This window comes from Pectobacterium actinidiae (assembly GCF_000803315.1).
Lineage (GTDB): Bacteria > Pseudomonadota > Gammaproteobacteria > Enterobacterales > Enterobacteriaceae > Pectobacterium > Pectobacterium actinidiae.
The window spans coordinates 950,304-976,827 of sequence record NZ_JRMH01000001.1 but is presented as its reverse complement, the minus strand read 5'-3'; the positions used below and the strand labels follow the sequence as shown (position 1 = coordinate 976,827).

The 26,524-nt window shown below is 53.6% G+C and carries 9 protein-coding genes; 2 read left to right on the top strand and 7 right to left on the bottom strand.

Annotation, left to right across the window (positions count from 1 at the left end; translation table 11 throughout):
• The first annotated feature begins 414 nt into the window (after window positions 1–414).
• Window positions 415–1,161, top strand: coding sequence for a GntR family transcriptional regulator (locus KKH3_RS04035; protein WP_039356065.1), 747 nt, complete (start codon window positions 415–417; stop codon window positions 1,159–1,161).
• Here KKH3_RS04035 and KKH3_RS04030 read toward each other — a convergent pair.
• The 7 genes from KKH3_RS04030 to KKH3_RS04000 form a co-directional block, all read right to left on the bottom strand.
• On the bottom strand, window positions 1,135–2,112 hold the full coding sequence (locus KKH3_RS04030; protein WP_039356063.1) for a PfkB family carbohydrate kinase: 978 nt from the start codon (window positions 2,110–2,112) through the stop codon (window positions 1,135–1,137). The two genes, KKH3_RS04035 and KKH3_RS04030, sit on opposite strands and share 27 nt — an antisense overlap.
• Window positions 2,112–3,113, bottom strand: a complete 1,002-nt coding sequence (locus tag KKH3_RS04025) for an ADP-ribosylglycohydrolase family protein (protein WP_039356061.1) — start codon at window positions 3,111–3,113, stop codon at window positions 2,112–2,114. Before KKH3_RS04025 ends, KKH3_RS04030 begins: the two co-directional genes overlap by 1 nt.
• Window positions 3,110–4,387, bottom strand: a complete 1,278-nt coding sequence (locus KKH3_RS04020; RefSeq protein WP_039356057.1) for a nucleoside permease — start codon at window positions 4,385–4,387, stop codon at window positions 3,110–3,112. The genes KKH3_RS04025 and KKH3_RS04020 overlap by 4 nt, the downstream gene beginning before the upstream one ends.
• 261 nt (window positions 4,388–4,648) lie before the next feature.
• Complete coding sequence (gene ppnP / locus KKH3_RS04015) at window positions 4,649–4,933, bottom strand: pyrimidine/purine nucleoside phosphorylase (RefSeq protein WP_005975968.1); 285 nt, start codon at window positions 4,931–4,933, stop codon at window positions 4,649–4,651.
• 139 nt (window positions 4,934–5,072) lie between these two features.
• Window positions 5,073–5,594: a shikimate kinase AroL gene (aroL, locus tag KKH3_RS04010; protein WP_039356055.1), complete on the bottom strand. Its 522-nt coding sequence runs from the start codon at window positions 5,592–5,594 to the stop codon at window positions 5,073–5,075.
• Window positions 5,595–5,999: 405 nt separating this feature from the next.
• The gene (locus tag KKH3_RS04005; RefSeq protein WP_039356054.1) at window positions 6,000–7,049 is read right to left on the bottom strand and encodes a type II asparaginase; all 1,050 of its coding nucleotides are present in this window, start codon (window positions 7,047–7,049) and stop codon (window positions 6,000–6,002) included.
• Between the two features lie 206 nt (window positions 7,050–7,255).
• Window positions 7,256–8,902 (bottom strand): multidrug ABC transporter permease/ATP-binding protein, encoded by a 1,647-nt coding sequence (locus tag KKH3_RS04000; protein ID WP_039356052.1) that lies wholly within the window; start codon window positions 8,900–8,902, stop codon window positions 7,256–7,258.
• A gap of 714 nt (window positions 8,903–9,616) precedes the next feature.
• Between KKH3_RS04000 and KKH3_RS22065 the strand changes: the two genes are divergently transcribed.
• The gene (locus tag KKH3_RS22065) at window positions 9,617–26,365 is read left to right on the top strand and encodes an Ig-like domain-containing protein (protein ID WP_080756518.1); all 16,749 of its coding nucleotides are present in this window, start codon (window positions 9,617–9,619) and stop codon (window positions 26,363–26,365) included.
• The last annotated feature ends 159 nt before the right edge of the window (window positions 26,366–26,524 follow it).

Here is a 26,524-nt window from a genome sequence, read left to right as displayed (position 1 = left end):
ATTAATCATGACTATTTAATAAAATAACTCATATATGCCCTAAATAATTCGAGTTTCAGTAGGCGGCGAATGAGAGAATCCCGATGAGCTTACTCAAGTAAGTGATTCGGGTGAGTGACAACTCTGCCAAAGGCAGAGTTGAACGCTGCTGGCAGCGGCCCCAACGGGGCGAGGTACACGTAAGTGTGCCGAATAACGCAGCCAACGCACATACAACTTGAAGTATGACGGATATATGAAATTAATGCGCCGTCTCACAAAAGAGAGCGATAGATTTTATTCCAGAATATTATGCTGGGAATCATTATTATTAATTTGTTTTTATGCGGTGACATGACTGAACTTTTTCGGTATAGCGGCAATAATACCAGTGGTATTATAGAACCTACGCAGGCTGGCCAGGATCAGAGAAGAATGGAACACGCGCATACTCAATTAATAGAACAGCTTACTCAGCGCTTTGCGACAGCAGACAATACCCCTCTCTACCTAAAATTTGCTGAAACGGTAAAAAACGCGGTGCGCAACGGCATGCTGGAACATGGCAATATTTTGCCGGGCGAACGCGATCTGAGCCAGTTGGCTGGCGTATCGCGCATTACCGTGCGTAAAGCCATGCAGACGCTGGAGGAAGAAGGTGTAGTGACCCGCGTACGCGGCTACGGTACGCAAATCAATAATATTTTTGAATATTCGTTGAAAGAAGCGCGCGGGTTTTCACAGCAGGTCGTGCTCCGAGGCAAAAAACCCAATACGCTATGGGTGAACAAACAAATCGTAAAAAGCAGCAAAGAAGTGGCCGAACAGTTGGCTATTACACCAGAAACGCCCGTTTTTCTGTTGAAACGTATTCGCTATGTCGATGAGGACGCGGTTTCAATTGAGGAATCGTATGTTCCTGTCGATCTGATCGCCGATGCAGAGGATATCGGCATCTCACTATATGACTATTTTCGTAGCCAGAATATCAATCCACAGCGTACACGCAGCCGCGTCAGCGCCCGTATGCCCGATGCCGAGTTTCAGTCACACATCCAGCTTGATAATAAAGTACCGGTTCTGGTCATCAAGCAGATTGCGCTCGACCCGCAGAACCGGCCCATCGAGTACAGCATCAGCTATTGCCGTAGCGATCTATACGTGTTCGTCTGCGAGGAGTAACTGGGCACGCAGTTCAGCCAGCGTAGGCGCGCAGTCTCCGCCACGGTGGCTCACGACATAAGCCGCAACGGCGTTCCCCAGCGTAACGGCATCGGCCAGTGACCACCCAGCGGCCAAGCCGGCCAATGTCCCGCCCGCGTGACTGTCCCCTGCACCGATGGTATCCACTACCGTCGCCGGAAACGGGGCAATGACGCCCTCTGAAGCTGCATCGAAATACCACGCCCCCGCTTTGTCTTGACGAATAATCACCGGTGCACGGTATGCCTCCCGCCAGGCTCGCCCCAACGTTTGCACATCAGTTGACACGCCGAGCATGTCCGCTGCCACGTCCGCCTCCTGACGATTAAGGGAAACCACCGGGTGAAGCGCCATAATGCGCGCCATCAGGTTTTCCGGGATATCGGCAATGCGTGGGCCAAAATCGATAAACGGCGTGACGTCAGGCAAATTTTCCAGCCAGTTCACCAGACGTTCACCACACGGTGCCGCCAGTTGATAGCCCGACAGGTAGACCACACTCCCCGCGACGACAGATAACGACGCCAGCCAACGGTCATTCCACTGGTTCTCAACCCCGCTGAAGGACATAAAAGTTCGTTCGCCGTCCGGTTCAACCAGCGCCAGACACCAGCCGTTATCTCCCGCATCGGTTTGTACCACCGTGGTGATATTCTGTTTTTCCAGACTCTGACGAATGATATCCGCCCACACACCCTGCCCGACGGGCAAGGCGTTTTGTGCGGCTATCCCAAGGCGTTTAAGCGCAATGGCAATATTCAAGGCACAGCCGCCAATATTCACGCTTTGCTGCTTCAGCTCGATATCACACCCGCGATACGGCAGGGCGTAAGCATCGGCAATCACGTCAATCACCGCCGCCCCGATGATGGTCAGCGGCTGACGCATCGTTAGCTCATCCAGTTTTGCAGCAAGTTCGCTGGCTTTCATCACGCCTCCCGTGCTGAGCGGTATTGCAGGAGCAGGCTGGCATAGCGGGTAAAATCAAGCTGGTTAATGTCATCCAGCTCCTGCTTCAGCGCAACATCAATCGCCGTTACCCCATGCAGCGCACCGCATATTGCAGTCGCCATCGCCCCGATCGTATCGGTGTCTCCGCCGAGGTTGGCGCACAGAATCGCACAGCGATTTGGGTCAGTCTGCGCCAGTTCCACCATCGCGATGGCAGTCGCGACGGATTCAATCGTACTCGTTCCCGCGCCAATCAGTTGATAAAGCTGCTCGCTGGCGCTTTCCGTCCCGTTTGCACGGCGCACGATAGTTAGCGCCAGCTCGAGACGCGCGGCAAGGGAGGCGCTAAACGTCGTGATACGCTTTTCCTGCGCGTGGCGTGCGACGGACGGCAGTGCGTCGACGATCTCCTGCCAGCTGGCTCCGTCAACCGCCCGGGAAATCGCCCAGGCAACGACTACCGCTCCCGCAATCGCCAAATCGGATTTATGCGTCGGGCTGGATGCCAGCGCCACCTGATCGATAAATTCATCAAGATCGTGTGCAGGCAGCAGGCAGCCTAGCGGAGAAGCCCGCATCGCAGCGCCGTTCGTGACGCCATTATTTTCCAGCTCGCTGACCGGCGTGCCTTGGCGGATCGCCTTCAACGCAATTTTAGACGTCGGCCCGAGCACATTCTTATTAAACGCATCGAACGACTCCGCCCATTTCAGGATGTGGCGACCAATCGCATCAGCATTGATTTCGCCTTCGCATTCAATGATGGCGTCGGCCAGGCTCAGCGCCATCGAGGTATCATCCGTAAACTCACCACGGCCAAAATAGCACGCTGCATTGTTTTCCGCGGGGCCGGGTAAAAAGCGATCAATCCAGCCGAAATGTGCTTTCACACGCGTTCGGGGCCACAGTTCCGATGGCATGCCCATCGCATCCCCTAAAGCCTGGCCGTATAAGGCACCGAGAATACGTTCTTGTTTCATTTGCTTTCCTCTGTACTGAAATGCTTATTTGCACCGTCTACATCAATGGTCGAGATCGTCTTATCCGATTCACGGAAAAACAGGATAAAGATCAGTGCAATAATCGCGATCATCACCGCACCAAAAAGCCACATACCGGTCCAGTTAAAGGTCAGGCCGTTCACTGGCTCACCGTGGGCGAAAAGTTTCTCCATCATCACGCCACCCAAACGGTATCCCAACAGGCTGCCGAAACCCTGACAGCAGAGCGTAATCAGCCCTTGTGCTGCCGTGCGCATATGTACCGGCGCTTTTTTATCAACGTAGATATAGGCGGTCACATAATAGAAGTCGTAACTCACGCCGTGCAGCAGGATACCGAGGAACAGCAGTGCGTACGTGAAGTAGTGGTAAGCATCACCGTAGACGAAGAAGACATAGCGGATAGCCGCCGTCACCAGCCCCAGCAACAATACCTTTTTAATACCAAAGCGTTTGGTGAAAAACGGCAGCGCCAGCATAAAGAAAATTTCCGAGAACTGGCCGAGCGTCATCCAGCCTGTCGCATTCTTCATGCCGACTTCGGTGAGGAAGCCTGTGGCAAAAATGTAATAAAACGCCAGTGGCATCGCGAATAAGAAGGAACAGACAAAAAACACCAGAAAATTTTTGTCTTTCAGCAACACAATCGCGTCCAGCCCCAGCATGACTTTAACATCCATCTTGCCGGTGCTTTTCGGTGGCGTATTGGGCAGGAAAAACGCAAAGAAGCCCAGCAACGCAGAGCTGGCAGCGGTAATCAGCAGCGGAACATTGGTGGGAGAAATATCACTAAAGCCAAGCCACGTCGGTAGAAAACCGCAGACGATACCGGAGGCGATCCAGCCAATCGTTCCCAATACCCGGATGCGTGGAAAATCCCGTTCGACATCAGCAACATGCGAGAAAGCGATGCTGTTAGTCAGTGCAATCGTCGGCATGTAGGTTAACGAGTAGGCCAACAGCAGCGGGAAGAAATACATAAATTCCGTTTGCTGTGCCGCGAAGTACATCAGGATCGCCCCGGCGAACATCAACACTGCCAGCACCTTTTGCGCGGCAAAGAAGCGATCGGTGAGCGATCCCACCAGAATCGGCGACAGAATCGCGGCAATTGCGGTACAGGCATACGACCAGCCGATTTCACCCGCCGTAAATCCACTTTTGCTCAGATACAGCCAAAGTGGAACAAACCAGGCTCCCCAGATAAACCATTCAACAAACATCATGAACGACAGCTTTGCTGTAGTTTTCATATTTACATCCTTCATGACAGAGTAAGGTACACCTTTAAAATACCAATTAATAATACCTTTTAAATACCTTTGCGTTCATTACTTGAGCTACTTAACATTTTTGCAGCATTATTTATCCCATCAGAGGAAGAATGGTAGAGAAAGACGCTAACCGCATTAGAGGGAACAAGGGGAATGAGGCAGGATAAGCATAAAAAAACGCCGCATTATGTTGCACACAATGCGGCGAGAATGATCTACGCTATAGAGATAGAATAGATATTATAGGTACTTACACAGATAAGAGGTCGGTTCGACCACCTGCAAATTGAACTCACTTTTTCCCGGAACGAAAAACGTTTCTCCCGGTGTGAAAACTTGCCAATCCGGTGCGCCTGGCAACAGGACTTTCAATGCGCCGGTGATCACCGTCATTTCTTCCGGCTGCCCGGTTCCAAAGGTGTATTCACCCGCATCCATGACGCCGACACTGGCGCGGCCGATGCTGTCGCCTTCAAAACCGATTGATTTGACCTTCCCTGCAAAATACTCATTTACATTCAGCATAGCGCGGCACCTATCATCGAAAAAATTCAGGAAATTCATCTTAAAAGGAGAGTCGAGCCACTGTCACGATCTATTCATTGAAAGTTGGTGTTCGGTAACACTGACTGGTGATTATTTTGCCAGTATTCGGTCTACCACCCTACGCTGCCGACGAGCGCAGCGCTTTCAACACGCTTGCCACAATCGCTTCGGGCGTTTGTGATGCATCGATGACGTGGTGCGCGACACCGCGATAAAGCGCCTCACGCGCGGCCAGTACATCGGCCATTTCCTCAGCGATAGGACGCCCCGTCAGCGTCGGCCGCTGGTTATCCTGCGGGTTTTCTTCCAGCCGCTGAGCTAATAGCTCCGCATCCGCATGGAGGTAAATAACGGTGCCTTTCTCATGCATAAAGCGTCGATTGGCTTCCGCCAGCACCATACCGCCGCCTGTCGCGATGATGCAGCGGTTAGAGGTCACCTGTTGAAGCGCCAGGCTTTCACGCAGGCGGAACCCATGCCATCCTTCCTGCGCAACCACATCCGCCACCGTCATATTGGTCGTTTGCTGCATAAACAGGTCAGTATCGACAAAGTCATATCCCAACGTCTGCGCTAGCTGATGCCCAACGGTGGTCTTCCCACAGCCTCTGGCACCAACCATAAAAATGGGGTGTGTCATGTAATGACGTATCCTTCTTTTTTATTCACCCACTCCGCCATACTTCAAGCCGGACGCGCGGAGGCAGTCCCGCCACTCGAATTATTTCGGGTATCAAGATAAATAAGGGTGATTACCTGCTTTGTCGTGGGCTGAATCATACCGATAAAATCAACAGAGAGGGAAGTGACTTCTCAGTGGAAACGACAAGTTGTATGACTAAAAGCAAAAATGGGATGACAGGAAATATACCCTAAATAATTCGAGTTGCAGGAAGGCGGCGAGCGAGGGCATCCCGATGAGCTTACTCAAGTAAGTGATTCGGGTGACTGAACGACGCCAACGCACATGCAGCTTGAAGTATGACGGGTATAAAAAGCCCCGCGTTTAAAGGCGGGGCTACCACACTAAAAATCGCTCAGGCGATTAATACGTATGGAAATAATCCTGAATCACTGCTGGGTTCGTCGTTTTCGTCAGCGCCAGCATCAGCAGAATACGTGATTTTGCCGGGCTCAGAGAATCGGCAACCAGACCAGGTTGGCCCGCATCCGGTGGGACGATGCCGCTGCCGGTACGGCTGGAACGCACGACAACAATGCCTTTGCTTTCCGCTTTACGGATACCTGCATCGCCGCGCTTGGATACGCTACCTGCGCCCATGCCCGCATAGACGATGCCTTTCACGCCGTGTTTGATAGAGGCGTCATACATATATTCAGGATCGTCCTGATAACCATAAATAATATCGACGGCTGGCAGTTTATCTACATTAGTCACGTCAAATACAGAACGCGTGGTGTGAACTTTATCCAGACGAGTCTGGTAGTAAACTTTGTCGCCAATAATCACGCCCAGATAACCCTCTTCTGGCGCTTTAAAGGTATCCAGCGTAGAGGCGTTGGTTTTACTGATGAAACGGGCAGAACCGATACGATCGTTCAGCACCACCAGTACTCCACGACCGCGAGAGTTTTTATCCGCTGCAACTTTTACCGCACCGTACAGATTCATCGGGCCGTCAGCGCTGATGGCTGTTGCCGGGCGCATCGCGGCGGCAAAGACCACCGGTTTGTCACTCTTCACCGTCAGGTTCAGGAAGTAAGGCGATTCGTCGAGCGTATCCGTACCGTGAGTAATCACTACGCCATCAACATCGCTGCGTGCCAGCAGCTCATTCACGCGCTTGCTCAGCTTCAGCAGCACATCGCTGGTCATATTTTCACTGCCGATGCTGGCAACCTGCTCGCCTGAGATATTGGCAAGTGTTTTCAGCTCTGGCACTGCTTGAATCAGTGTATCTACGCCCAGCGCACCCGCTTTATAGCCCGTGGTTTGGGTGTTGGCCGCAGCGGAACCTGCAATCGTGCCGCCCGTTGCCAGAATGACAATGTTCGGTAGATTTTCTGCCGCATTTGCCAGAGACGAAAAACAAACAAAAACAACGACGAATAACGCGTTAAATATCCTTTTCATAACCTATACCAACTTATTGAGTTAAGTGGCAGACCAGATACGTCAGGTGCCTGATCTGTAAGTAAAAAACCTCAACTCTGTTGGCAGTCTGCCAACATTGGCGCTTATAATGCCCCAGAATTCAACGAATTAATATATGCCTGTAAAACTTCATGTTAACCGTGTGTTATGCCTCACAGCGAGGCGTTCAGCCATGCTGATTTGTGCTACCGACTAATCTGTGCCACGGCATCCTGCGAGGCCTGTTCACGCGCGTCGCCCGTCAGTTCCGACAGACTCCCCTGATGCATTTCAAGCAGGCGATCGGCATGTTCGAAGTAGTGATCGTCATGGCTGATCGCCACAATCGTTTTCCCCAATGCACGCAACTGCGGTAACAGCTCAAGATAGAATACACGGCGGAATTGCGGATCCTGATCGGCCGCCCACTCATCCAGCAGCAGGATGTCACGCTGTTCGGCGACAGCCAGCAGCAACGCCACACGTTTACGCTGTCCTTGAGACAGCTGTAAGTTCATCACCCGATGATTCTCCAGCGTCAGCTTATGCCGCATGTTCAGGCGATCCAGCCAGCTATCCACCAGCGCCGTATCGGGCTCCGTTCCCTGTCGTCCCATCATCTGCCCGAACAGATGGAAATCGGTAAAGATGGCGGAAAATAGCGTTTGGTAGTCCTCACGTGTTTCTGCCGTAACCGGGCGGTTATCCAGCAGTAGCGAACCGGAAACCGGGATATAGAGCCCTGTCAGCAACATCGCCAGCGTAGATTTCCCACTCCCGTTGCCGCCAATAAGGAATACCAGCTCGCCACGTGTTATCACCAGATTGATCGGCCCGACTTCAAAGCCGGAATCATCATAGCGAAACACCACATCACGCAGTTCCAGCGTGTGCCAGTCAACAGGGGCCGCCGCTACGGAAAACGATTCCTGATAATCCGCTAAATCGAAAAGTTTTAACTTATTAAACGCGACTTGCGCGCTCAGCAGCGTAGGCAGTGCGCCAACGGCCTGAAGCATCGGCGTGCGTAAAAACAGCAGCGTCAGTGAGTATGTTGCCGCCACGTTGGTATCTGCCCAACCGAGATTATTTGCCATGAAAAAAACCGCGCCAATGGCACCCAGCATCATAATATTCGACCAATTCACCGCGCTGAGGTGGAAAGTGTCGGCGCGAATCACGTTCTGTCGGTAATCCTGCGCATTGGCCTGATAAATATCTTCATACAGCTTCTGCGCCCGTTCACGATTGAGCGTCAGTTCTTTGCGCCCGTTAATCACCGTTTCGTAATCTTTTTGGAGACGATCTTCCGCTTCCCGCACCTGAGTCAGGTGGCGATACACACGGGAAACCAGCATAAAACCGCCCCAGAGCGTGACCGCAATCCAAATCGACGTCACGGCCAGCATTTTAGGGGAGAGCCAGGCCAGATAAGCGGCCGAACCTATGGTGAGCACAATGCCCTGGATCAGCTCCGGCAGACGTACAAATGCAATCGTGATATTGCGGATATCGCTCGACAGGCTGGCAAGCAACTGCGCACTGCCGATCTGTTCGATACGGGCAATGTTGGTGTCCAGAATACGCTTGATAAATTGCCCACGCAGGCGGTAAACGAAATGGTGTCCCAGCGTAGTCAGCGCCAGTTGCGACGCCAGCGTCACGCCCATCAGGAGCAGCAGCAAGCCCAGAAATTGCGGCAACACGCTCAACGACTGATTGACCGTTTCAATCAATTGCAGGTTGATAAAGGCAATAAGCCCAATGCCCAACGCGGCGCTCAGTAAACTTAACAGGATAACGGCAAGAAAAGGCCAACGGTATTGTTGGTAAACAATGTGGAGCAACGCCATAACAACCTGGTCTCTATGATGAAAACAATCGCTCGCAGTGTAATGGTGATGACCGCGATATCAAGAATAATTCTCATATCCTGTGTTACACCAGACACCCATCCCCAGACACCACATCCCGCATCGCCCGTACAACGCATTAGCAAAAATGATAAATCATCACATCTTGTTATCATTTCCCTGACAAGGCATCGCGTTAACACTTACCTTTTATTGTGAAAAACAAAAAACACAAATTGATACAATCAATAAAAATAAAGACACATACCTCGAGACAAATATTTCACCTTAACCCTATCAACCCAGCATAAAAAACCATGAAATTACGATTTACAATGGCTAAATGACGGGAGCAAATCATTACCATTAGTATGGTAATGATTTAAAAAGAGAGGAGTTGGTAAGTTATTTAATAAAAAAGAATATTGTTATGATTTTTTTGTTTTCAAAACATTTCAAAAAAATTGGATTTTTAGTTAAGCCACACCTATAAATATCAAGGCTCGGGTAAACATCATCCCGATAGCCTAGTCCTCATGGAAGAGAGATACACAGCGATATATTTAGCCATGCTTTACTGTTTTTCCATTTCTGAGCCAGGTCTATTTTAGCGCTCCTCTTGGTCGCGCATATACCTATACCTCTCCAACAAGGCACTCATTATGCCAGGAGAAGTATGCAGACAATGGTTGCAGATAAGTAAGAGGCTATTTCATGTCAGATATGAATGTTATTGCGGGAAATGCAAATATCCTGTCGCGTCAGGATGGCCAATTCATCAGAGCAGTCCCGGAAGGAACCACAAATGTCCAGCTACTGGAAAGTAGCACCGTAAGAATTTATGGCACACCGGACATCGTGTCCCGCTATGAACGCATCGGCGACGATCTTATCTTGCACATGACAGACGGTACTACCGTCCGCTATGAAAGCTTCTTCACGCTGGATGCCGCGGGCTATCACAGCGAGCTGGTTTTTGACGATGGCACTCGACTCATTCATGCTCAGTTCTCCGGTGCGGCAGCAGCAGAAGGGGCGGCACTCGCGGGAGAAACGCTGGCCGTTGTACCAGAGTATGCGACCCTATCCAGTCTGGGTGCGATGAGTATCGGTACAGCGACGCTGTCTACTGCGTCGATAGCTGGTATTCTCGGTGGACTTGCTCTGGCGACTACCGCAGCAGTAGGTATCAGTTCAGCACGTAGTGACGATAAAAATAATACGACCTCCCCTGATCCAAGCATCCTGATATCGCCCTTAACGGGCGACAATATACTTAACGGTAGCGAGGTAGGAATACCGCAACAGTTAAGTGGCACCACCGCTAATCTGGCCGCAGGCACGCTTCTGACTATTACGCTCAATGATGTTGTCTACCAGACGCGCATTAACGCAGATGGCAGTTGGAGCTTAATGCTACCAAGCGAAGCGTTGGCTGCATTGGCCAATGGCGAATACGCACTCAAGGTTAGCAGCGCCGATGGAACAGAAGCCAGCATCACTCTACTGGTGGATACCACCGCGCCAACGCTCACGCTTGAGGCACTCACCGGTGATGACCTACTGACCGCCGATGAACTGCAATCGGCACTGGATCTGCTGGGCAGCACATCACCAGCCGAAGCCGGGCAGACCGTCTCCGTTACCCTCAATGGCATCACCTACACCGGGATTGTTGCCGCCGACGGCTCGTGGAAAGTCACGCTCCCTGCCGATGCACTACTGGCGTTAACCAACGGCGACTATACCCTGAGTGTTTCCCTGACCGACAAGGCGGGCAATACCACCACGCAAAGCAAGACCTTTACCGTCAATACCAATATCGAAGCCATCAATATCAGTACGGTTTCGGTTGATAACTACCTGAACGCGCTTGAAGCCCAGCAGCCGTTGACCATTAACGGCACCACCGCCAATATTGCTGCCGGACAAACCGTCACCCTGACGCTGAATGGTAAAACCTACACCGCCACTGTCGGCACCAACGGCAACTGGTCTGCCACACTTCCTCCAGCCGATCTTCAGGCACTGCCCGATGGACAAACGCTCATTACCGCCAGCGTGCCGGGGATTAACGGGACAATATCAACCGAACACACGCTGTCGGTTCTGATCAATACCTTGCCTCAGCCGATCATCACGCTGCCGTTTGAAGACGGTGTTTTGGACACAGCAGAGGCCGGACAAGACCAGATTATCCGCGGTTCAACCGGCATTACCGGCAGCGGGCAACAGGTTACCCTCACGCTGGGTGGTAAAATCTACACGGGTACGGTCGACGCGAATGGCAACTGGCAAATCACACTGCCTTCCGGCGATTTGCTCGCTTTGCCACAGGGCGAGAATGCATTCACGATTACCGTGACGGATATTGCAGGCAACCAGGCCAGCACCACAACACAGGTTACCGTCAGCTTCAGCAGCGCCGTGCTCACTCTCAATGCGATTGCCGGTGACGATATTCTGAATACCGATGAAGGCTCACGCGATCAGCTCCTGAGCGGAACCGCCTCCCTCAGTGAGGCTGGCCGGATTGTTACCGTCACCCTGAACGGCACAACCTACACCGCCACCATCGGCAGCGACGGGCGCTGGAGCCTGACATTGCCAGCGGCAGATTTACAAGCGCTGGGCGACGGTGAATACCTTATACGGGCCACCCTCACCGATGTAGCAGGCAATATCACCACGCTGACACGCACGCTTACGGTCGATACCACCGCGCCAACGCTCACACTTGAGGCACTGACCGGTGATGACCTACTGACCGCCGATGAACTGCAATCAGCTCTGGATCTGCTGGGCAGCACATCGCCAGCCGAAGCCGGACAGACCGTCTCCGTTACCCTCAATGGCATCACCTACACCGGGATTGTTGCCGCCGACGGCTCGTGGAAAGTCACGCTCCCTGCCGATGCACTACTGGCGTTAACCAACGGCGACTATACCCTGAGTGTTTCCCTGACCGACAAGGCGGGCAATACCACCACGCAAAGCAAGACCTTTACCGTCAATACCAATATCGAAGCCATCAATATCAGTACGGTTTCGGCTGATAACTACCTGAACGCGCTTGAAGCCCAGCAGCCGTTGACCATTAACGGCACCACCGCCAATATTGCTGCCGGACAAACCGTCACCCTGACGCTGAATGGCAAAACCTACACCGCCACCGTTGGTTCAAACGGCAACTGGTCTGCCACGCTTCCTCCAGCCGATCTTCAGGCGCTGCCCGATGGGCAAACGCTCATTACCGCCAGCGTGGCGGGGATTAACGGGACAATATCAACCGAACACACGCTGTCGGTTCTGATCAATAGCTTGCCTCAGCCGATCATCACGCTGCCGTTTGAAGACGGTGTTTTGGACACAGCAGAGGCCGGACAAGACCAGATTATCCGCGGTTCAACCGGCATTACCGGCAGCGGGCAACAGGTTACCCTCACGCTGGGTGGTAAAATCTACACGGGTACGGTCGACGCGAATGGCAACTGGCAAATCACACTGCCTTCCGGCGATTTGCTCGCTTTGCCACAGGGCGAGAATGCATTCACGATCACCGTGACAGATATTGCAGGCAACCAGGCCAGCACCACAACACAGGTTACCATCAGCTTCAGCAGCGCCGTGCTCACTCTCAATGCGATTGCCGGTGACGATATTCTGAATACCGATGAAGGCTCACGCGATCAGCTCCTGAGCGGAACCGCCTCCCTCAGTGAGGCTGGCCGGATTGTTACCGTCACCCTGAACGGCACAACCTACACCGCCACCATCGGCAGCGACGGGCGCTGGAGCCTGACATTGCCAGCGGCAGATTTACAAGCGCTGGGCGACGGTGAATACCTTATACGGGCCACCCTCACCGATGTAGCAGGCAATATCACCACGCTGACACGCACGCTTACGGTCGATACCACCGCGCCAACGCTCACGCTTGAGGCACTGACCGGTGATGACCTACTGACCGCCGATGAACTGCAATCGGCACTGGATCTGCTGGGCAGCACATCACCAGCCGAAGCCGGGCAGACCGTCTCCGTTACTCTCAATGGCATCACCTACACCGGAGTTGTTGCCGCCGACGGCTCGTGGAAAGTCACGCTCCCTGCCGATGCACTACTGGCGTTAACCAACGGCGACTATACCCTGAGTGTTTCCCTGACCGACAAGGCGGGCAATACCACCACGCAAAGCAAGACCTTTACCGTCAATACCAATATCGAAGCCATCAATATCAGCACGGTTTCGGCTGATAACTACCTGAACGCGCTTGAAGCCCAGCAGCCGTTGACCATTAACGGCACCACCGCCCACATTGCTGCCGGACAAACCGTCACCCTGACGCTGAATGGCAAAACCTACACCGCCACTGTCGGCACCAACGGCAACTGGTCTGCCACGCTTCCTCCAGCCGATCTTCAAGCGCTGCCCGATGGGCAAACGCTCATTACCGCCAGCGTCCCAGGAACGGATGGAACCGTGTCGGTCGAGCATACACTCACGGTGTTGATCAATACCTTACCGCAGGCAAGCCTCGACCTACCGTTCGAGGACGGGATTCTCAATGCCAGTGAAGCCGCACTGGATCAAGTGCTAACAGGAAACACCGGTATCACCGGCAGTGGGCAGAGTGTAAGCATTACTCTGAATGGGGAAAATTATGCGGGCACTGTGGACAACAGCGGTAACTGGGTTGTCACTCTCCCTCCAGACGTACTACAGGCGCTACCAAAAGGCAATCAGCCTCTGACGGTTATTGTCAAAGACATTGCCGGAAACGTCTCTGAAACTACACAAACTATTAGCGTAAACATTATTCCCCTGACCCTGACCGTCTCTCTCACAGCGGGTGACGACGTCATCAATGCAACGGAACTACTATCCAATCAGATCGTCAGCGGTACTGCTTCCATCAGCGAAGCGGGTCGATTCGTTAGCGTCTTATTCAATGGCAAAACCTACCGTGGCGTTATTGAAAACGATGGTACCTGGCGCACCACATTGCCCGCGGTCGATCTCGCTACACTCACTGATGGGTCCTATGATCTGATCGCGACGGTCAGCGATGCCGCAGGAAATACCACGACGGTCACCCGTCCTCTGACGATTGATACCGGCACCTTGCTACCACTGTCAATTACGCTCGATCCCTTCGCTAACGATAATATTGTCGATGCTGCGGAAATTAACGCTAGCCAGCAGCTCAGTGGTAAAACAGAGAATATTGAAGCGGGCCAGATCGTAACCATCACATTAAACGGAATGCGTTACTTTGCGACCATACAGGCTGGCGGCGGATGGCGTGTCAACGTGCCAGAAGCAGATATGCTCAGCTTGCCAGATGGCGTTAGTGCCATCGACGTCAGCGTCAGCGATCGTTCCGGCAATTCAGTCAGCACCCGTCATGACATTACCGTCGATCGCAGTGGCAACCATATTGCTATTGGTATCATCTCAACGGATAACCTGCTTAATGTAGCGGAAGCGGCGATGCCACTGGCGATCAACGGTACCACCAGTAATATACCGGCAGGTCAGACCGTTACGTTGACACTGAATGGCACAACCTACACGACAACCGTCCTCGACAATGGCAGATGGGCAATCCAGATTCCCAGTGCAGACCTACAGGCTTTGAGCGATGGCAATAATGTCATCACCGCCAGTGTGAATGACGCAGATGGTGTCCCCACAACGGCCTCGCATAACCTTGGGGTCTATATCAATACCCTGCCGCAACCCACCATCAATACGCCTTTTGAGGACGCTATTCTCAACAGCGAAGAAGCCACCGTTAATCAGACGATTACAGGTCGCACAGGCATTAGCGGCGAAGGTCAAAGTGTTATGGTGCAGTTTGGTGGCAACATCTATATTGCCGCTGTTGATAACGACGGTAACTGGGCACTCACGCTGTCCCCTGCCGAACTGCAACAGATCGCCGAAGGGAACCATGTCCTCTCCGTGACCGCTCTCGATGCAGCCGGAAACCAGGGCAATGCCACACTCGACACGACTATTGATTTCACCGCACCGACCATCACGATCGGCGTCATTGCGGGTGACGATATCATCAATATCGAAGAATCCGGCAACGAACAACTCATTAGCGGCACAGCGTCCATCCGGGAAGCGGGACAATCCGTCACGCTTTCTTTTAATGGCCAAACCTTCAGCGGTGTTGTCGGGACTGACGGCAACTGGAATATCGTGCTACCGCCTTCGGCGTTTAGCGCATTGGTGGATGCCAGACAATCTCGGCAAATGCGTCTTTTATCAGCAAGCACCAGCGACGAATACAACAACCTGCCAGATGGCGGCTACGATGTCTTCGCCAGCCTGTCCAGCGCGGCAGGCATCACCGTGTTCGCCAATAGACCGATCACATTGAGTATCGATCCGCGTAATGCTCCAACGGTGACCATCGATCCATTCGTCGGTACCGATAACCATATTAATGGCGCAGAGGCAAAGGTCGGGCATCTATTGACTGGCTCGACCACTAACGTTGAGGCTGGCCAGTCCATCACTATTACCTTAAATGGCAAGGTGTTCTTTACAACGGTAGAAGTAGGGGGAACGTGGCAAGTGCCCATTTCTGCCGCCGAGATTTCGCTGCTGCAAAATGGCACCGCGACGATCACCGCAAGCGTGAGTAATAAAGCGGGCAACGTCGGTAGCGCAGAAAATCTGATTACTGTTGACGTTCAGGGTGAAGGCATCGCGATCAGTATCGTCGCCAGCGACGATATCATTAATCGCGTTGAAGCCTCACAACCGCTGACAATTAGCGGCGCTACCGTAAACGTAGCGGAAGGGGAAACCGTTACGCTTACGCTCAATAACAAGATTTATACCAGTCTTATCGCTGCTGACGGTAGTTGGAGCATTATTATCAGCAGCGCTGACCTTCAGGCTCTGCAAGACGGGATCGTCACCGTGACTGCGACTGTCGAAACGGTGGGGGGAGAAGCCGTCAGCGACAGCAAGGATCTGGGCATTTATATCAATACGGTGCCACAACCTACCCTCGATACTCCGTTCTCAGACGGAGTACTTAACGTAGCAGAAGCCGCCGCTAACCAAACACTGACAGGAACAACGGGTATTATCGGGGCAAGTCAGACGGTCACCGTGACGTTAAACAACAAAGTCCACACGGCAACGGTTGATGAACAAGGGAATTGGAGTGTCGTGATCCCTTCCGCAGAGCTACAAGCATTAACGTCTGGCCAGAGAACGATCAGTGTTCAGGCAATCGATGCCGCAGGAAATAGCACCGAAATTTCCACCAACTTCACAGCCGATCTCCAGCCGCCATTACTTTCCATGAAGCTGATCTCAACGGATGGCATCATCAACTCGACGGAGATTTTAAGCGATCAAACACTGTCGGGTAACGCGTCGCTGTCCGAGGTGGGAAGAACGGTTACCGTCATACTGAATAATAAACAATACACGGCTATCGTTCAGATTGACGGTCAATGGAGCACGACAATCCCAACCGTCGATCTGCAAGCATTAGAAAACGGCAATCACGCATTGAGTGCAACGCTGAGCGATGCGGCAGGCAATGTGACAACATCGACACAATCCCTGCTGATTAACACCGTTCAACCTATTCTCACGCTGAACGCGATTGCGCTTAATAACATTATCGACGGCGCAGAAGTCAACGTGACTCAGCAGGTCAGCGGAGCCAGCCTGAATCTTGAACCAGGCCAGTTGGTCTCCATCAAGCTCGGCTCTGACATTTACACGACCAAGATAGGCAGTGATGGTCAATGGTCTGTGGACATCCCATCGGCCGCATTGACCCACCTGACACAGGGCATTAATACTGTGACGGTCAGTGCCAGCGATAAAAGTGGCAATACGGTCACGCTCAATCAAGACATCACACTCAACACCGCCCTGAGTGGGATCGCTATTGATACCATCGCGGGTGATAATCGCCTCAATCAAGCCGAAATCGCCACCGCACTGACGATCAACGGCAGCACGCAAAACGTGGCACCAGGATCGACCGTGTCGCTGGTATTGAATGGCAAGCTATATACAGGAACCACGCAGCCTAACGGAAGTTGGAACATCACGATATCGCCAGCAGACCTGCAACAGTTGGCGGATGGTAAAAGCACCCTCATTGCCAGTACCGTAGACAGTACAGGCAATACGCTGAATACCAGTCACACTATTGGAATATTCACCAATAATTTGCCTGCACTCACCCTGAACACACCATTCATGGATGGTGTACTGAACGCCGCAGAATTGGGCGTAAATCAAACTATCAGCGGTAATACGGGGATCACTTCACCCGATCAAGTTATCACCGCAACCTTTGGCGGCATGGTATACACCGGAGTTGTTAATGCGGCTGGACAGTGGAGCATTACGCTATCTGCCAGCCACCTACAAGCGTTGACAGATGGTGTGCAACCGTTGCGCATCGACGTGTCTGACGAAGCAGGCAATAGCGCGACGCTTACCAGAGATGTGACCATCGACCGTATCCCACCGGCCTTGACCATGAACAATCTGGGCACCGATACCATTCTGAATGCAGTTGAAGTCTTAACATCACAGACTGTTTCCGGCACGGCCTCACTCAGTGAAGAAGGACGTAGCGTTATTGTCACGCTAAATGGGAAAAACTACCTCACCACGGTCGACAATACAGGCAACTGGCGTCTGGATATTCCTACCTCAGACCTGACGCTATTAGCTGATGGCGGTTATAACCTGACCGCCAGCCTGACAGATGCAGCAGGTAATACGACACGTATCAACCAGCCTATTACTATCGATACCAGCGTGACGAATCCGCCGCAACTGACAATCTATAGCTTTGCAACGAACAATATTGTCGATGGTGCAGAAGCACGCGTAGCCCAGATAGTGAGCGGAGACAGTATCAATGTCGAGGCCGGGCAAGTCGTCACCCTCACACTAAACGGCAAAACCTATACCGCACTGGTCGGTTCTGACGGCAGTTGGCATGTAACGGTTCCGAGCGCAGATATGCAGCTTCTGACAAACGGCAGCCAGACAATTATCGCCACAGTCACGGATATATCGGGTAACCCGGCCACGGCCAGCAGCGAGATTACGGTGAACACGCTGGCAAGCGGTCTATCGATTGAACCTATAACGGGCGATAATCAACTGAATGCCGCTGAAGCCGCCAGCGCACTGACGATTAATGGCAACACGGATAATGTTGCAGCAGGCTCCCTGGTTAGCGTAACGCTGAACGGAAAAACGTATGTCGCAACGGTACAGGCAGATGGCAGTTGGAGTACATCTGTTCCCCCTACCGATTTGGCTCTATTGGGTGATGGCCCTATTACCATTGGAGCCAGCACCTATGATCTGACAGGCAACTTAGTCACGAATTCGCAGCAACTGAATGTCAGTATCAATCACTCGATCATGTTATTAATTGACACACCTTTTGATGACGGTTACCTCAACCTCAGCGAAGCGCAAAGTGGTCAAACACTAAGTGGCACCACCGGATTACAAGGGCCAGGACAGGAAATCAGCGTGACGATCGGTGGACAGACCTACTCAGGTATGGTTGACAATACCGGTAACTGGGACATTGTGCTTCCGCCTTCCGCCCTGCTTGGTCTGCCTGAAGGGATGCTGATGTTTGACGTCACCGTGCAGGACATCTCAGGTAACACTGCCACACTGAGCAGTAGCGCATTTGTCGATCTCACGCCGCCAGTGCTGACCATTAATACTGTCAGTAACGATGACATCATCAACATCGCCGAAAGCAACCAGCCGCTGATTATCTCGGGGACAGCCCCAGCCAATGACAGCGGACAAATCATTGTGGTGAATGTCGCCATTAATGGGCAAATTTATCAAGGAGCCATTCAGGCAGACGGCAGTTGGAACATTACCATCCCCGCAGGGGATCTGGTTAATATGCCTGACGGCGCCACGCTGATTTCCGCCAGCCTGACAGATGTCGCAGGTAATACGGGCAGCGTCAGCCACACCATCATACTGGATACCGATCCGTCACAGGCACCACGCCTGAGTATCGGGATCGTATCTACAGATGACTACATTAATCAGGCTGAGTCGCTAGCGCCGTTGACGCTCTCAGGTACGAGTCAATTTGTCGAGCCAGGTCAACAAGTCACCATCGAACTGAATAACAAAACCTACGTTGCCCAAACAGATGCCTCAGGTAACTGGAGCGTGCAGATCCCTGCTAACGATGTATCCGACCTTCCTGACGGCTTACAATCGATCACCGCCAGTGTGTCCGATATCGGCGGAAACGCCACCTCGACGACGCATAACATCACCGTCATCACCGACCCTGCTAACCTGCCTGGTATCACCATTAGCACGCTGTCTGGTAATGATGTCGTCAGCGCGCAGGATTCCCAATCCGACCTGCTCATTTCCGGCTCAACGACGAATGTTCAGACGGGGCAACGCGTCACGGTGATGCTGAACAACAAAACCTATCTGGCGACCGTTGGGGCTGACGGTAGCTGGAACACGACCGTTCCCGCCAGCGACGTTCAAAATCTGCCGCAGGGCAACCAGGATGTGACCGCGACGGTCAGCGACATCGCGCAGAATCCGGCGACGACGACCCATCAGTTTACGGTCGATACCCTCCCACCGCTGTTGTCCATCGACATGTTGGCTGACACCAGCGATATCGGTTTAGCCGATGCGCTGGCTGGGCTACCGCTGAGTGGCAAGGGGGAAGCAGGCCTTCTGATTACGATAAAAGTCGGTACGGCAGTCTATAGCGCCGTTGCCGATAGCAACGGTGTCTGGCAAATCTCGATTACAGCGAACGACCTGCTGGCGTTGGGTGACGGCGTGAAAACGCTTGAAGCTAGCGTGACAGATGGCGCAGGCAATCCCAACACTACCAGTATCGATATCACGTTAAAAACGCAGTCGCTTCCAACGCTGACGCTGAATGCGCTCTATGACAACAATGTTCTCAGTCGCGCAGAGCTGGCGACAGAGACGACGATCGGCGGTAGTTATACCAATCTGCCGGTCGGGACTGCGATTCAGGTCACGATAGGGGCTTATACCGTAACGGGCGTGACGCTCGCGGGTGGCCTGTGGAGTGCAACCATTCCAGCTAATGCGCTTAATATTCTGGCGGATGGCAACGTGCAGGTCAGTGCGACGGTAACCGATAGCGCAGGCAATACTGGCAGCGCGGGCGGTTCGCTGGATGTCGTCATCCACACCAATTTCACCATCAGCATCGCCACACCGTTCGTTGACGGTGTACTAAACCAGGCTGAAAGTACGACGGATCAACTGCTGACCGGCACAACGGGGCTCCTCGATCCAGGCCAGAACGTGTCTGTCTCGATCACCAACGGCACGATAACCTCCACTTATAACGCTACGGTAACAGCAAACGGCCAGTGGAGTGTCACGCTGCCCGCCGCCGATTTGTCTGCATTAGGCGATGGCACCCACACCATCAACGTGACCGTAACTGACCACGCAGGCAATACGGGAACAGGCAGCGACACCTTCACCAGCGTGATTGTCGGCGTGCCTGTCGCGTCGCTGGACACCCCGTTCGGCGATGGCAAACTGAGTCTGGCGGATGCACAGCCGGGTGTGACGCTATCCGGGCAAACTGGGCTCACCAGCAACGTAGGGCAAACCGTCTCGGTCAGCATTAACGGCACAAGCGTCCCTGCTACGGTGAACGCCGACGGCAGTTGGTCATTATCGCTGGATCGCCAGACGCTGATCGACCTGCCGGATGGTACGGTGAATTTCACCGTTACCGTAACCGATTCTGCGGGCAACACCAGTAACGCATCAGCCACGGCCAATGTTCTGACCACCACCATGCCAGTAGCAACGCTGGATCTGCCTTTTGGCGACGGTATCCTTAATACCACTGAAATTCAGGCCATTCAGACCTTAACCGGTAAAACCGGTATTACCAGCGCAGAGCAGGAAGTCATCGTTACCGTGACCAATAAAACCACGCTGGTAGACACCACCTTTACCGCCATCGCTGACGGGTTAGGCGGCTGGTCCAGAGATCTGAGTCCTGCCGATTTGGCGATCTTCACCGAAGGTGATTACAGCATTAGCGTCAAGGTCACCGACTGGGTGGGCAATAGCAATACCAGCGCCTCGCTCGATGTCAGTTCGGCGCAAACGCTGCCCGCCCCGATTGTCGACGTAAACCCATTTGGGAGCGACAATATTCTGAGCAGCGCCGAAGCCGCATCCGTACTCACCTTCTCAGGCCGCACGCAGATTGGCGGTAACGGGCAAAGCGTTAAACTGGAGATCGACCTCAACGGGATTCGTTACACTGGCACGGTAGATAATGCGGGTAACTGGTCGGTGACGCTCCCGCAGAATGCGTTGAATTCGCTGAGTGATGGTCAACATACCATCACCATCACCGCGACCGACGCTGCGGGCAATATCGGTTCTACACCGATATTGTTTACCAGCGATTTCACCCCACCGGCGCTCACCTTAAATACCCCGTTTGACGACGGCTATCTGAGCATTGCGGAAGCTGACACCCTGCTGGGCAGAACGCTTAGTGGTAACGCGGGGGATGCAGCAAGCATGACGGTTACGCTTGGCGGACAATCGCTCGTTGTACAAATCACCGGCGGCGTCTGGACGGCAGAATTGACCCCAACGCAGCTCGGCCAGCTAGCTGACGGAACGCACAATATCGTTATCACCGCAACGGATGACGCGGGTAACAGCGCCACATTGAATTCTCAGGCGACTATCGCGCAAACCGCACCGACGCTGGACATTACCACCTTTGCCGGGCTGGATGGTCTCAGCTATGCGGAAAGCCGTGTCGCGCAAATCATCAGTGGCACCTCAACCGGATTGGAGGTGGGCCAAAATGTGACCGTCAGGCTGAATAGCGTCGATTACACGGGAAAAATTCTCGCAGGCGGCGCATGGAGCGTGACCATCCCTTCTGCCGATTTGCAGGCTCTGGCAAATACAACGTACACCATCACCGTTGATGCGACGGATAAAGCGGGTAATCCGGCGACGCCAGAAAGTGTGGGATTCAACGTCAATCTGACACAACCGGCTCTAACAATGGTGATCGACGCAATAGCCAATGACGATATCATCAACGCCGCCGAGATGGACGGTAATCTCACCCTCTCTGGGCGAGTGACTGGCATTACGCCGATGAGCACAATAGCCGTATCAATCGGGGGCGTACCCGTTATTGGTACGATCATAACCGACAGCGATGGCTTCTGGACAACCACTATTTCCGCCCGCGACTATTTCACGACCGATGGTAGTGTTAATGTCTCGGCAACTACCGTACTACCCGTCCCGCTAATCGCCGAAACCAAAACGGTGCTGGTCGATACCACTCCGCCAACATTGGATATCGTCACTTTTGCGGGTGATAACGTGCTCAATCGCGCAGAAGCCAGCACTGCACAGACGATTACAGGGACGGCATCCACCACGGAGGCTGGGCAACTCGTCAGCGTGGTGCTGAATGGCAAAACCTACACGGCTCAGGTTTCCGTCACTGGCGACTGGAGCGTGAATGTGCCAGCCGCCGATCTGGCACAGTTGGGCGATGGCACCCACACCATTACCGCAACGCTTGCAGATAGTGCGGGCAATACCACAACGGATACGCAGGTCGTTACCGTCGATACGGATACTCCGCTACTCACCATTAGTCTATTTGATGACAATATCCTGACGCTGGCCGAAGCATTGGTGGGTGGAGAGATTAAAGGGACAGGGGAACCCAATGCCACCGTTACGTTAACCGCCGGGCCATTAACCGGTACGACCACGGTTGGTTCTGACGGAACCTGGACGATTCCAGTGCTAGCCGTCGATCTGCAAAGCCTGGTCGACGGGCCACAAGTCATCGGCGTGACGCTGACCGATACCTCAGGCAATAGCACACACCTTGATGTCACATTGGACGTCGCGCTAAATCAGACGCTCGGTGCAGGCATTAACGACATTTTCGGTAACGACGGCATCCTCAATCTGGCCGAATCGCTGGTCACACAGGTCATCAGCGGTAACGCAACGGGGGACTATCTGGGGGCGAAAGTTCAGGTCACCGTGCTCGGCACCACGGTGGAGGCTACGGTGGGAGCCAACGGCACCTGGAGTGTTTCTCTGCCGCCTACGCTGCTCGGTGGATTAAGCGATGGATTGCTACAGTTAAACGTCGCGATTGTCGATTCACACGGTAATGTGAAGAATGAGCTGGTTGATATTAATGTACTGAAATCACTGCCAGTGATTAATTCTGTTGTGGCTTTCACAGATGGCGCGCTGAATGCGGCGGAAGCGGCTACCAGCCAAATTATCAGTGGGGTAGTCAGTAATGTAGATATCGCCGCTGGCGCGAGTGTCAGCGTGACATTGGGCAACAAGGTTTATGCGGGGATAACTGTCGGTGCAGGCGGAGCCTGGAGCCTGTCCGTTCCTGCGCTTGACTTGCAGGCCTTGCAGGATGGAACGCTGGCGCTGGGCGTGGCGGTCACCGATCACGCAGGCAACACCGCCAGCCAGATTGTGAACGTTCCAGCCATCATCAAGACTCTGCCGAGTATCACACTCAACCCGGTCTTTGGTGATAGCCTGCTGAATCTGAGCGACCTGCTCGTCAACCAAACCCTCAGCGGCACAGCCACCGGTCTGGCAGGCAGAACCATTACGCTCAGCATCTCAGGTTCGCAAATCGCCACAGCCACCGTCGGCTCGGATGGTAAATGGAGCGCTGCCGTCACCCCAAGCGTACTCGGTATTCTGCAAGGGATGGGCAGCGGTGATTTCACCGTAAGCGCCACGGCGACAGATGCGGTAGGCAATAGCACCACTGGCAGCGCTGGCATCAAGTTCGATTTCGCCCAGCCAGTGATTACCCTGAATCCGATATTTGGCGGTGATGGCTTCCTCAATGCGGCAGAAGCGCTGGTCGCGCAGACCATTAGCGGTGTCGCCACGAATGCTGCGGTAGGATCGCAGGTCACCGTGACTCTCGGTAGTAAAACGTTCCTGTCCACCGTTGGAGCCAATGGCGCGTTCAGCCTGACACTGCAACCGACCGATCTCAGTGCGTTAGCCGATGGCAGTGCGACGCTCGGGGTTTCCATCACGAATGCTTCCGGCAACACGAGCACAGTGAGTAGCGCGATCAACATCATTGCCAAAACCCTGCCGACGATTGGCCTTGGCTCACTGTTTGGCGGCGATGGCTTCCTCAATGTCGCAGAAGCCGCACTGACACAGACGATTAGCGGCACCACCACCAACGCCGCCGCGGGGTCGACCATTGCCATACGCATCGGTACGCTGACGCTCAACACCACCGTTGGCAATGACGGCACGTGGAGCACTAGCCTTACGCCGCTGCAACTGTCCAGCCTGGCCAATGGCAATCTCACCGTTAGCGCGACGGTGACCGATCCGGCAGGCAACAGTAATAGCATTAGCGCGGCTCTCAACGTTTCCATCTTGCCACCGACCATCACCCTCACCCCATTGTTCAACAACGGCGTCTTGGATCTTTCCAGTCTGTTGAGCGCACAAAGCATCAGTGGGACAACGAGCAATGTGGCGGCAGGTACGACAATCAGCGTCACGCTGGGCAGCAAAACCTACACCACAACGGTCGGTGCAAACGGCAGTTGGAGCTTGCCAGTCCCAAGTCTCGATCTGAAAGCCCTCGTGGATGGCGTCACTAACGTTGGCGTTCGTCTGGTTGATGCGGCGGGTAACGTGGGAGAAACCACCAGCCCGTTGAATGTCATTATCAACGCGTTGCCCACCATTGCGATTAACCCGCTGTTTGGCGGTGACGGTCTGCTGAATGCCGTAGAAGCAGCCGCAGGTCAGGTTATCAGCGGTACCAGCACCAACGCGATAGGCTCCACGATCCAGATTTCCCTGGGTACTAAAGCCTACTCCGCCGTGGTGCAAAGCGACGGAACCTGGTCAGTCAGCCTACCGTCACTCGATCTCAGCAATCTGACTGACGGTACGTTATCCCTCAGTGCTTCTCTGACCAACTCGGCAGGCAAAACCACCAGCGCGGGTGTGTCGATCGGCGTAGGCGTTCACACGCTGCCGACAGTCAGTCTCGGCTCCCTGTTTGGCGGAGACGGTTACCTGAATCTGGCTGAAGCGGGCGTGAACCAACTCATCAGTGGAACCACGACCAATGCCGCAGGCGGTAGTATCACGCTGACCGTAGGTGGGTTCTCGACGACGGTTGCCGTCGCCAACAACGGAACCTGGAGCGTCACGGTGCCGAGTGCCAATCTCACCAGCATTCTTGATGGCAATCTCTCCGTCGGTGTCACCGTCACCGACCGCTATGGCAACACCAACAACACCAGCAGCAGTGTGATCGTGAAAACGCACCAGTTGCCGCAGTTGGGCATAGATGCGGTGGGATCGCTGATTGGCAACACCGTTGGCCTGTTGGCGAACGGCGTCACCATCAGCGGAACATCGCGCTACGTGCAGCAAGGTGCCAAGGTGACCGTCACGCTGCTTGGGCAATCGTTACAAGGCACCGTAGGTGCAGATGGCAAGTGGAGCGCGCATTTCACCAGTTCACTGCTGGGTATCAACCTCCTCAACGTAAGCGCTATTTTGACAGCGCTGTTGGGAACGGCGGTTGAAGCCTCCGTCACCGATCTGGCGGGTAACTTCACCGGCGTCTCTGCGGGATTAACGTCCGGCGTCGTCATTGGATTGCCAACGATGAGCGCCGCCGTACTGGATGTTGATGATAGCAGCGTCGCTCAGCTGTCCTCGCTGTCCATCGAACAGAGCGACACCGAGGAAAGCACCGATGTGCAACCTCTTCAGGTCAGCTCGACAGTCGCAGCGGCCGCACTCAGTGAGACACACCCCATCGACAACAGCGTCAGCACCGACGTGGAAGAGAGCGTTTATGCCATCGGAGGGGTCGTCATCAGTCTGGCCGACGGCAGTGTGCAAACAGGTACAGACATCGAAGGCAGCGAAGGCGACGACCTGATTACGCTCTCAACGCTCGACTTTACCCAGATCGATGGTGGCGACGGCATTGATACGCTGGTGCTGAACGGCACCGAGCTCAATCTGGATCTCACCGAGCTGGGGCTGAAAGTCGATAACGTGGAGATATTCGATTTAGGCCAAAACGGCACCAACAGCATCACGCTGGATCTCGACCGTGCCCTGAATGTCACCGACCGACCAGAGGATGACCTGCTGATCGTCGGGGGCGAAGGAAATCGGGTAAACCTGATTCCGGGTGAAGGAGCCTGGAGCACGGTAGGACAGCGCGACATTGATGGTCAACATTTCGACGTCTACCACCATTCATCGTTAGACAACGCCAACAACCTGGGAGATGTACTGGTACAGCAAGGCCTGCTCGTCAATATGGTGTAACGGTGTTTTAAGTGGCAGTTCTACCAGGGGCTGCTGCTTATACACAAATGCGGATATCAACGCGGACTTAGTCGTTATCCGGCGTAAAAAATTATGCTGAGGAAATAGCAAGCTTAGGATGAGCCGCATGGACGCGGCGAAAGCTTGCGCCAAAAGCCA

Bases quoted from the DNA above. Each gene is read 5' to 3' on its own strand.
- KKH3_RS04035 (WP_039356065.1), top strand. From the start codon at position 415: ATGGAACACGCGCATACTCAATTAATAGAACAGCTTACTCAGCGCTTT.
- KKH3_RS04030 (WP_039356063.1), bottom strand. From the start codon at position 2,112: ATGAAAGCCAGCGAACTTGCTGCAAAACTGGATGAGCTAACGATGCGT.
- KKH3_RS04025 (WP_039356061.1), bottom strand. From the start codon at position 3,113: ATGAAACAAGAACGTATTCTCGGTGCCTTATACGGCCAGGCTTTAGGG.
- KKH3_RS04020 (WP_039356057.1), bottom strand. From the start codon at position 4,387: ATGAAAACTACAGCAAAGCTGTCGTTCATGATGTTTGTTGAATGGTTT.
- ppnP (WP_005975968.1), bottom strand. From the start codon at position 4,933: ATGCTGAATGTAAATGAGTATTTTGCAGGGAAGGTCAAATCAATCGGT.
- aroL (WP_039356055.1), bottom strand. From the start codon at position 5,594: ATGACACACCCCATTTTTATGGTTGGTGCCAGAGGCTGTGGGAAGACC.
- KKH3_RS04005 (WP_039356054.1), bottom strand. From the start codon at position 7,049: ATGAAAAGGATATTTAACGCGTTATTCGTCGTTGTTTTTGTTTGTTTT.
- KKH3_RS04000 (WP_039356052.1), bottom strand. From the start codon at position 8,902: ATGGCGTTGCTCCACATTGTTTACCAACAATACCGTTGGCCTTTTCTT.
- KKH3_RS22065 (WP_080756518.1), top strand. From the start codon at position 9,617: ATGTCAGATATGAATGTTATTGCGGGAAATGCAAATATCCTGTCGCGT.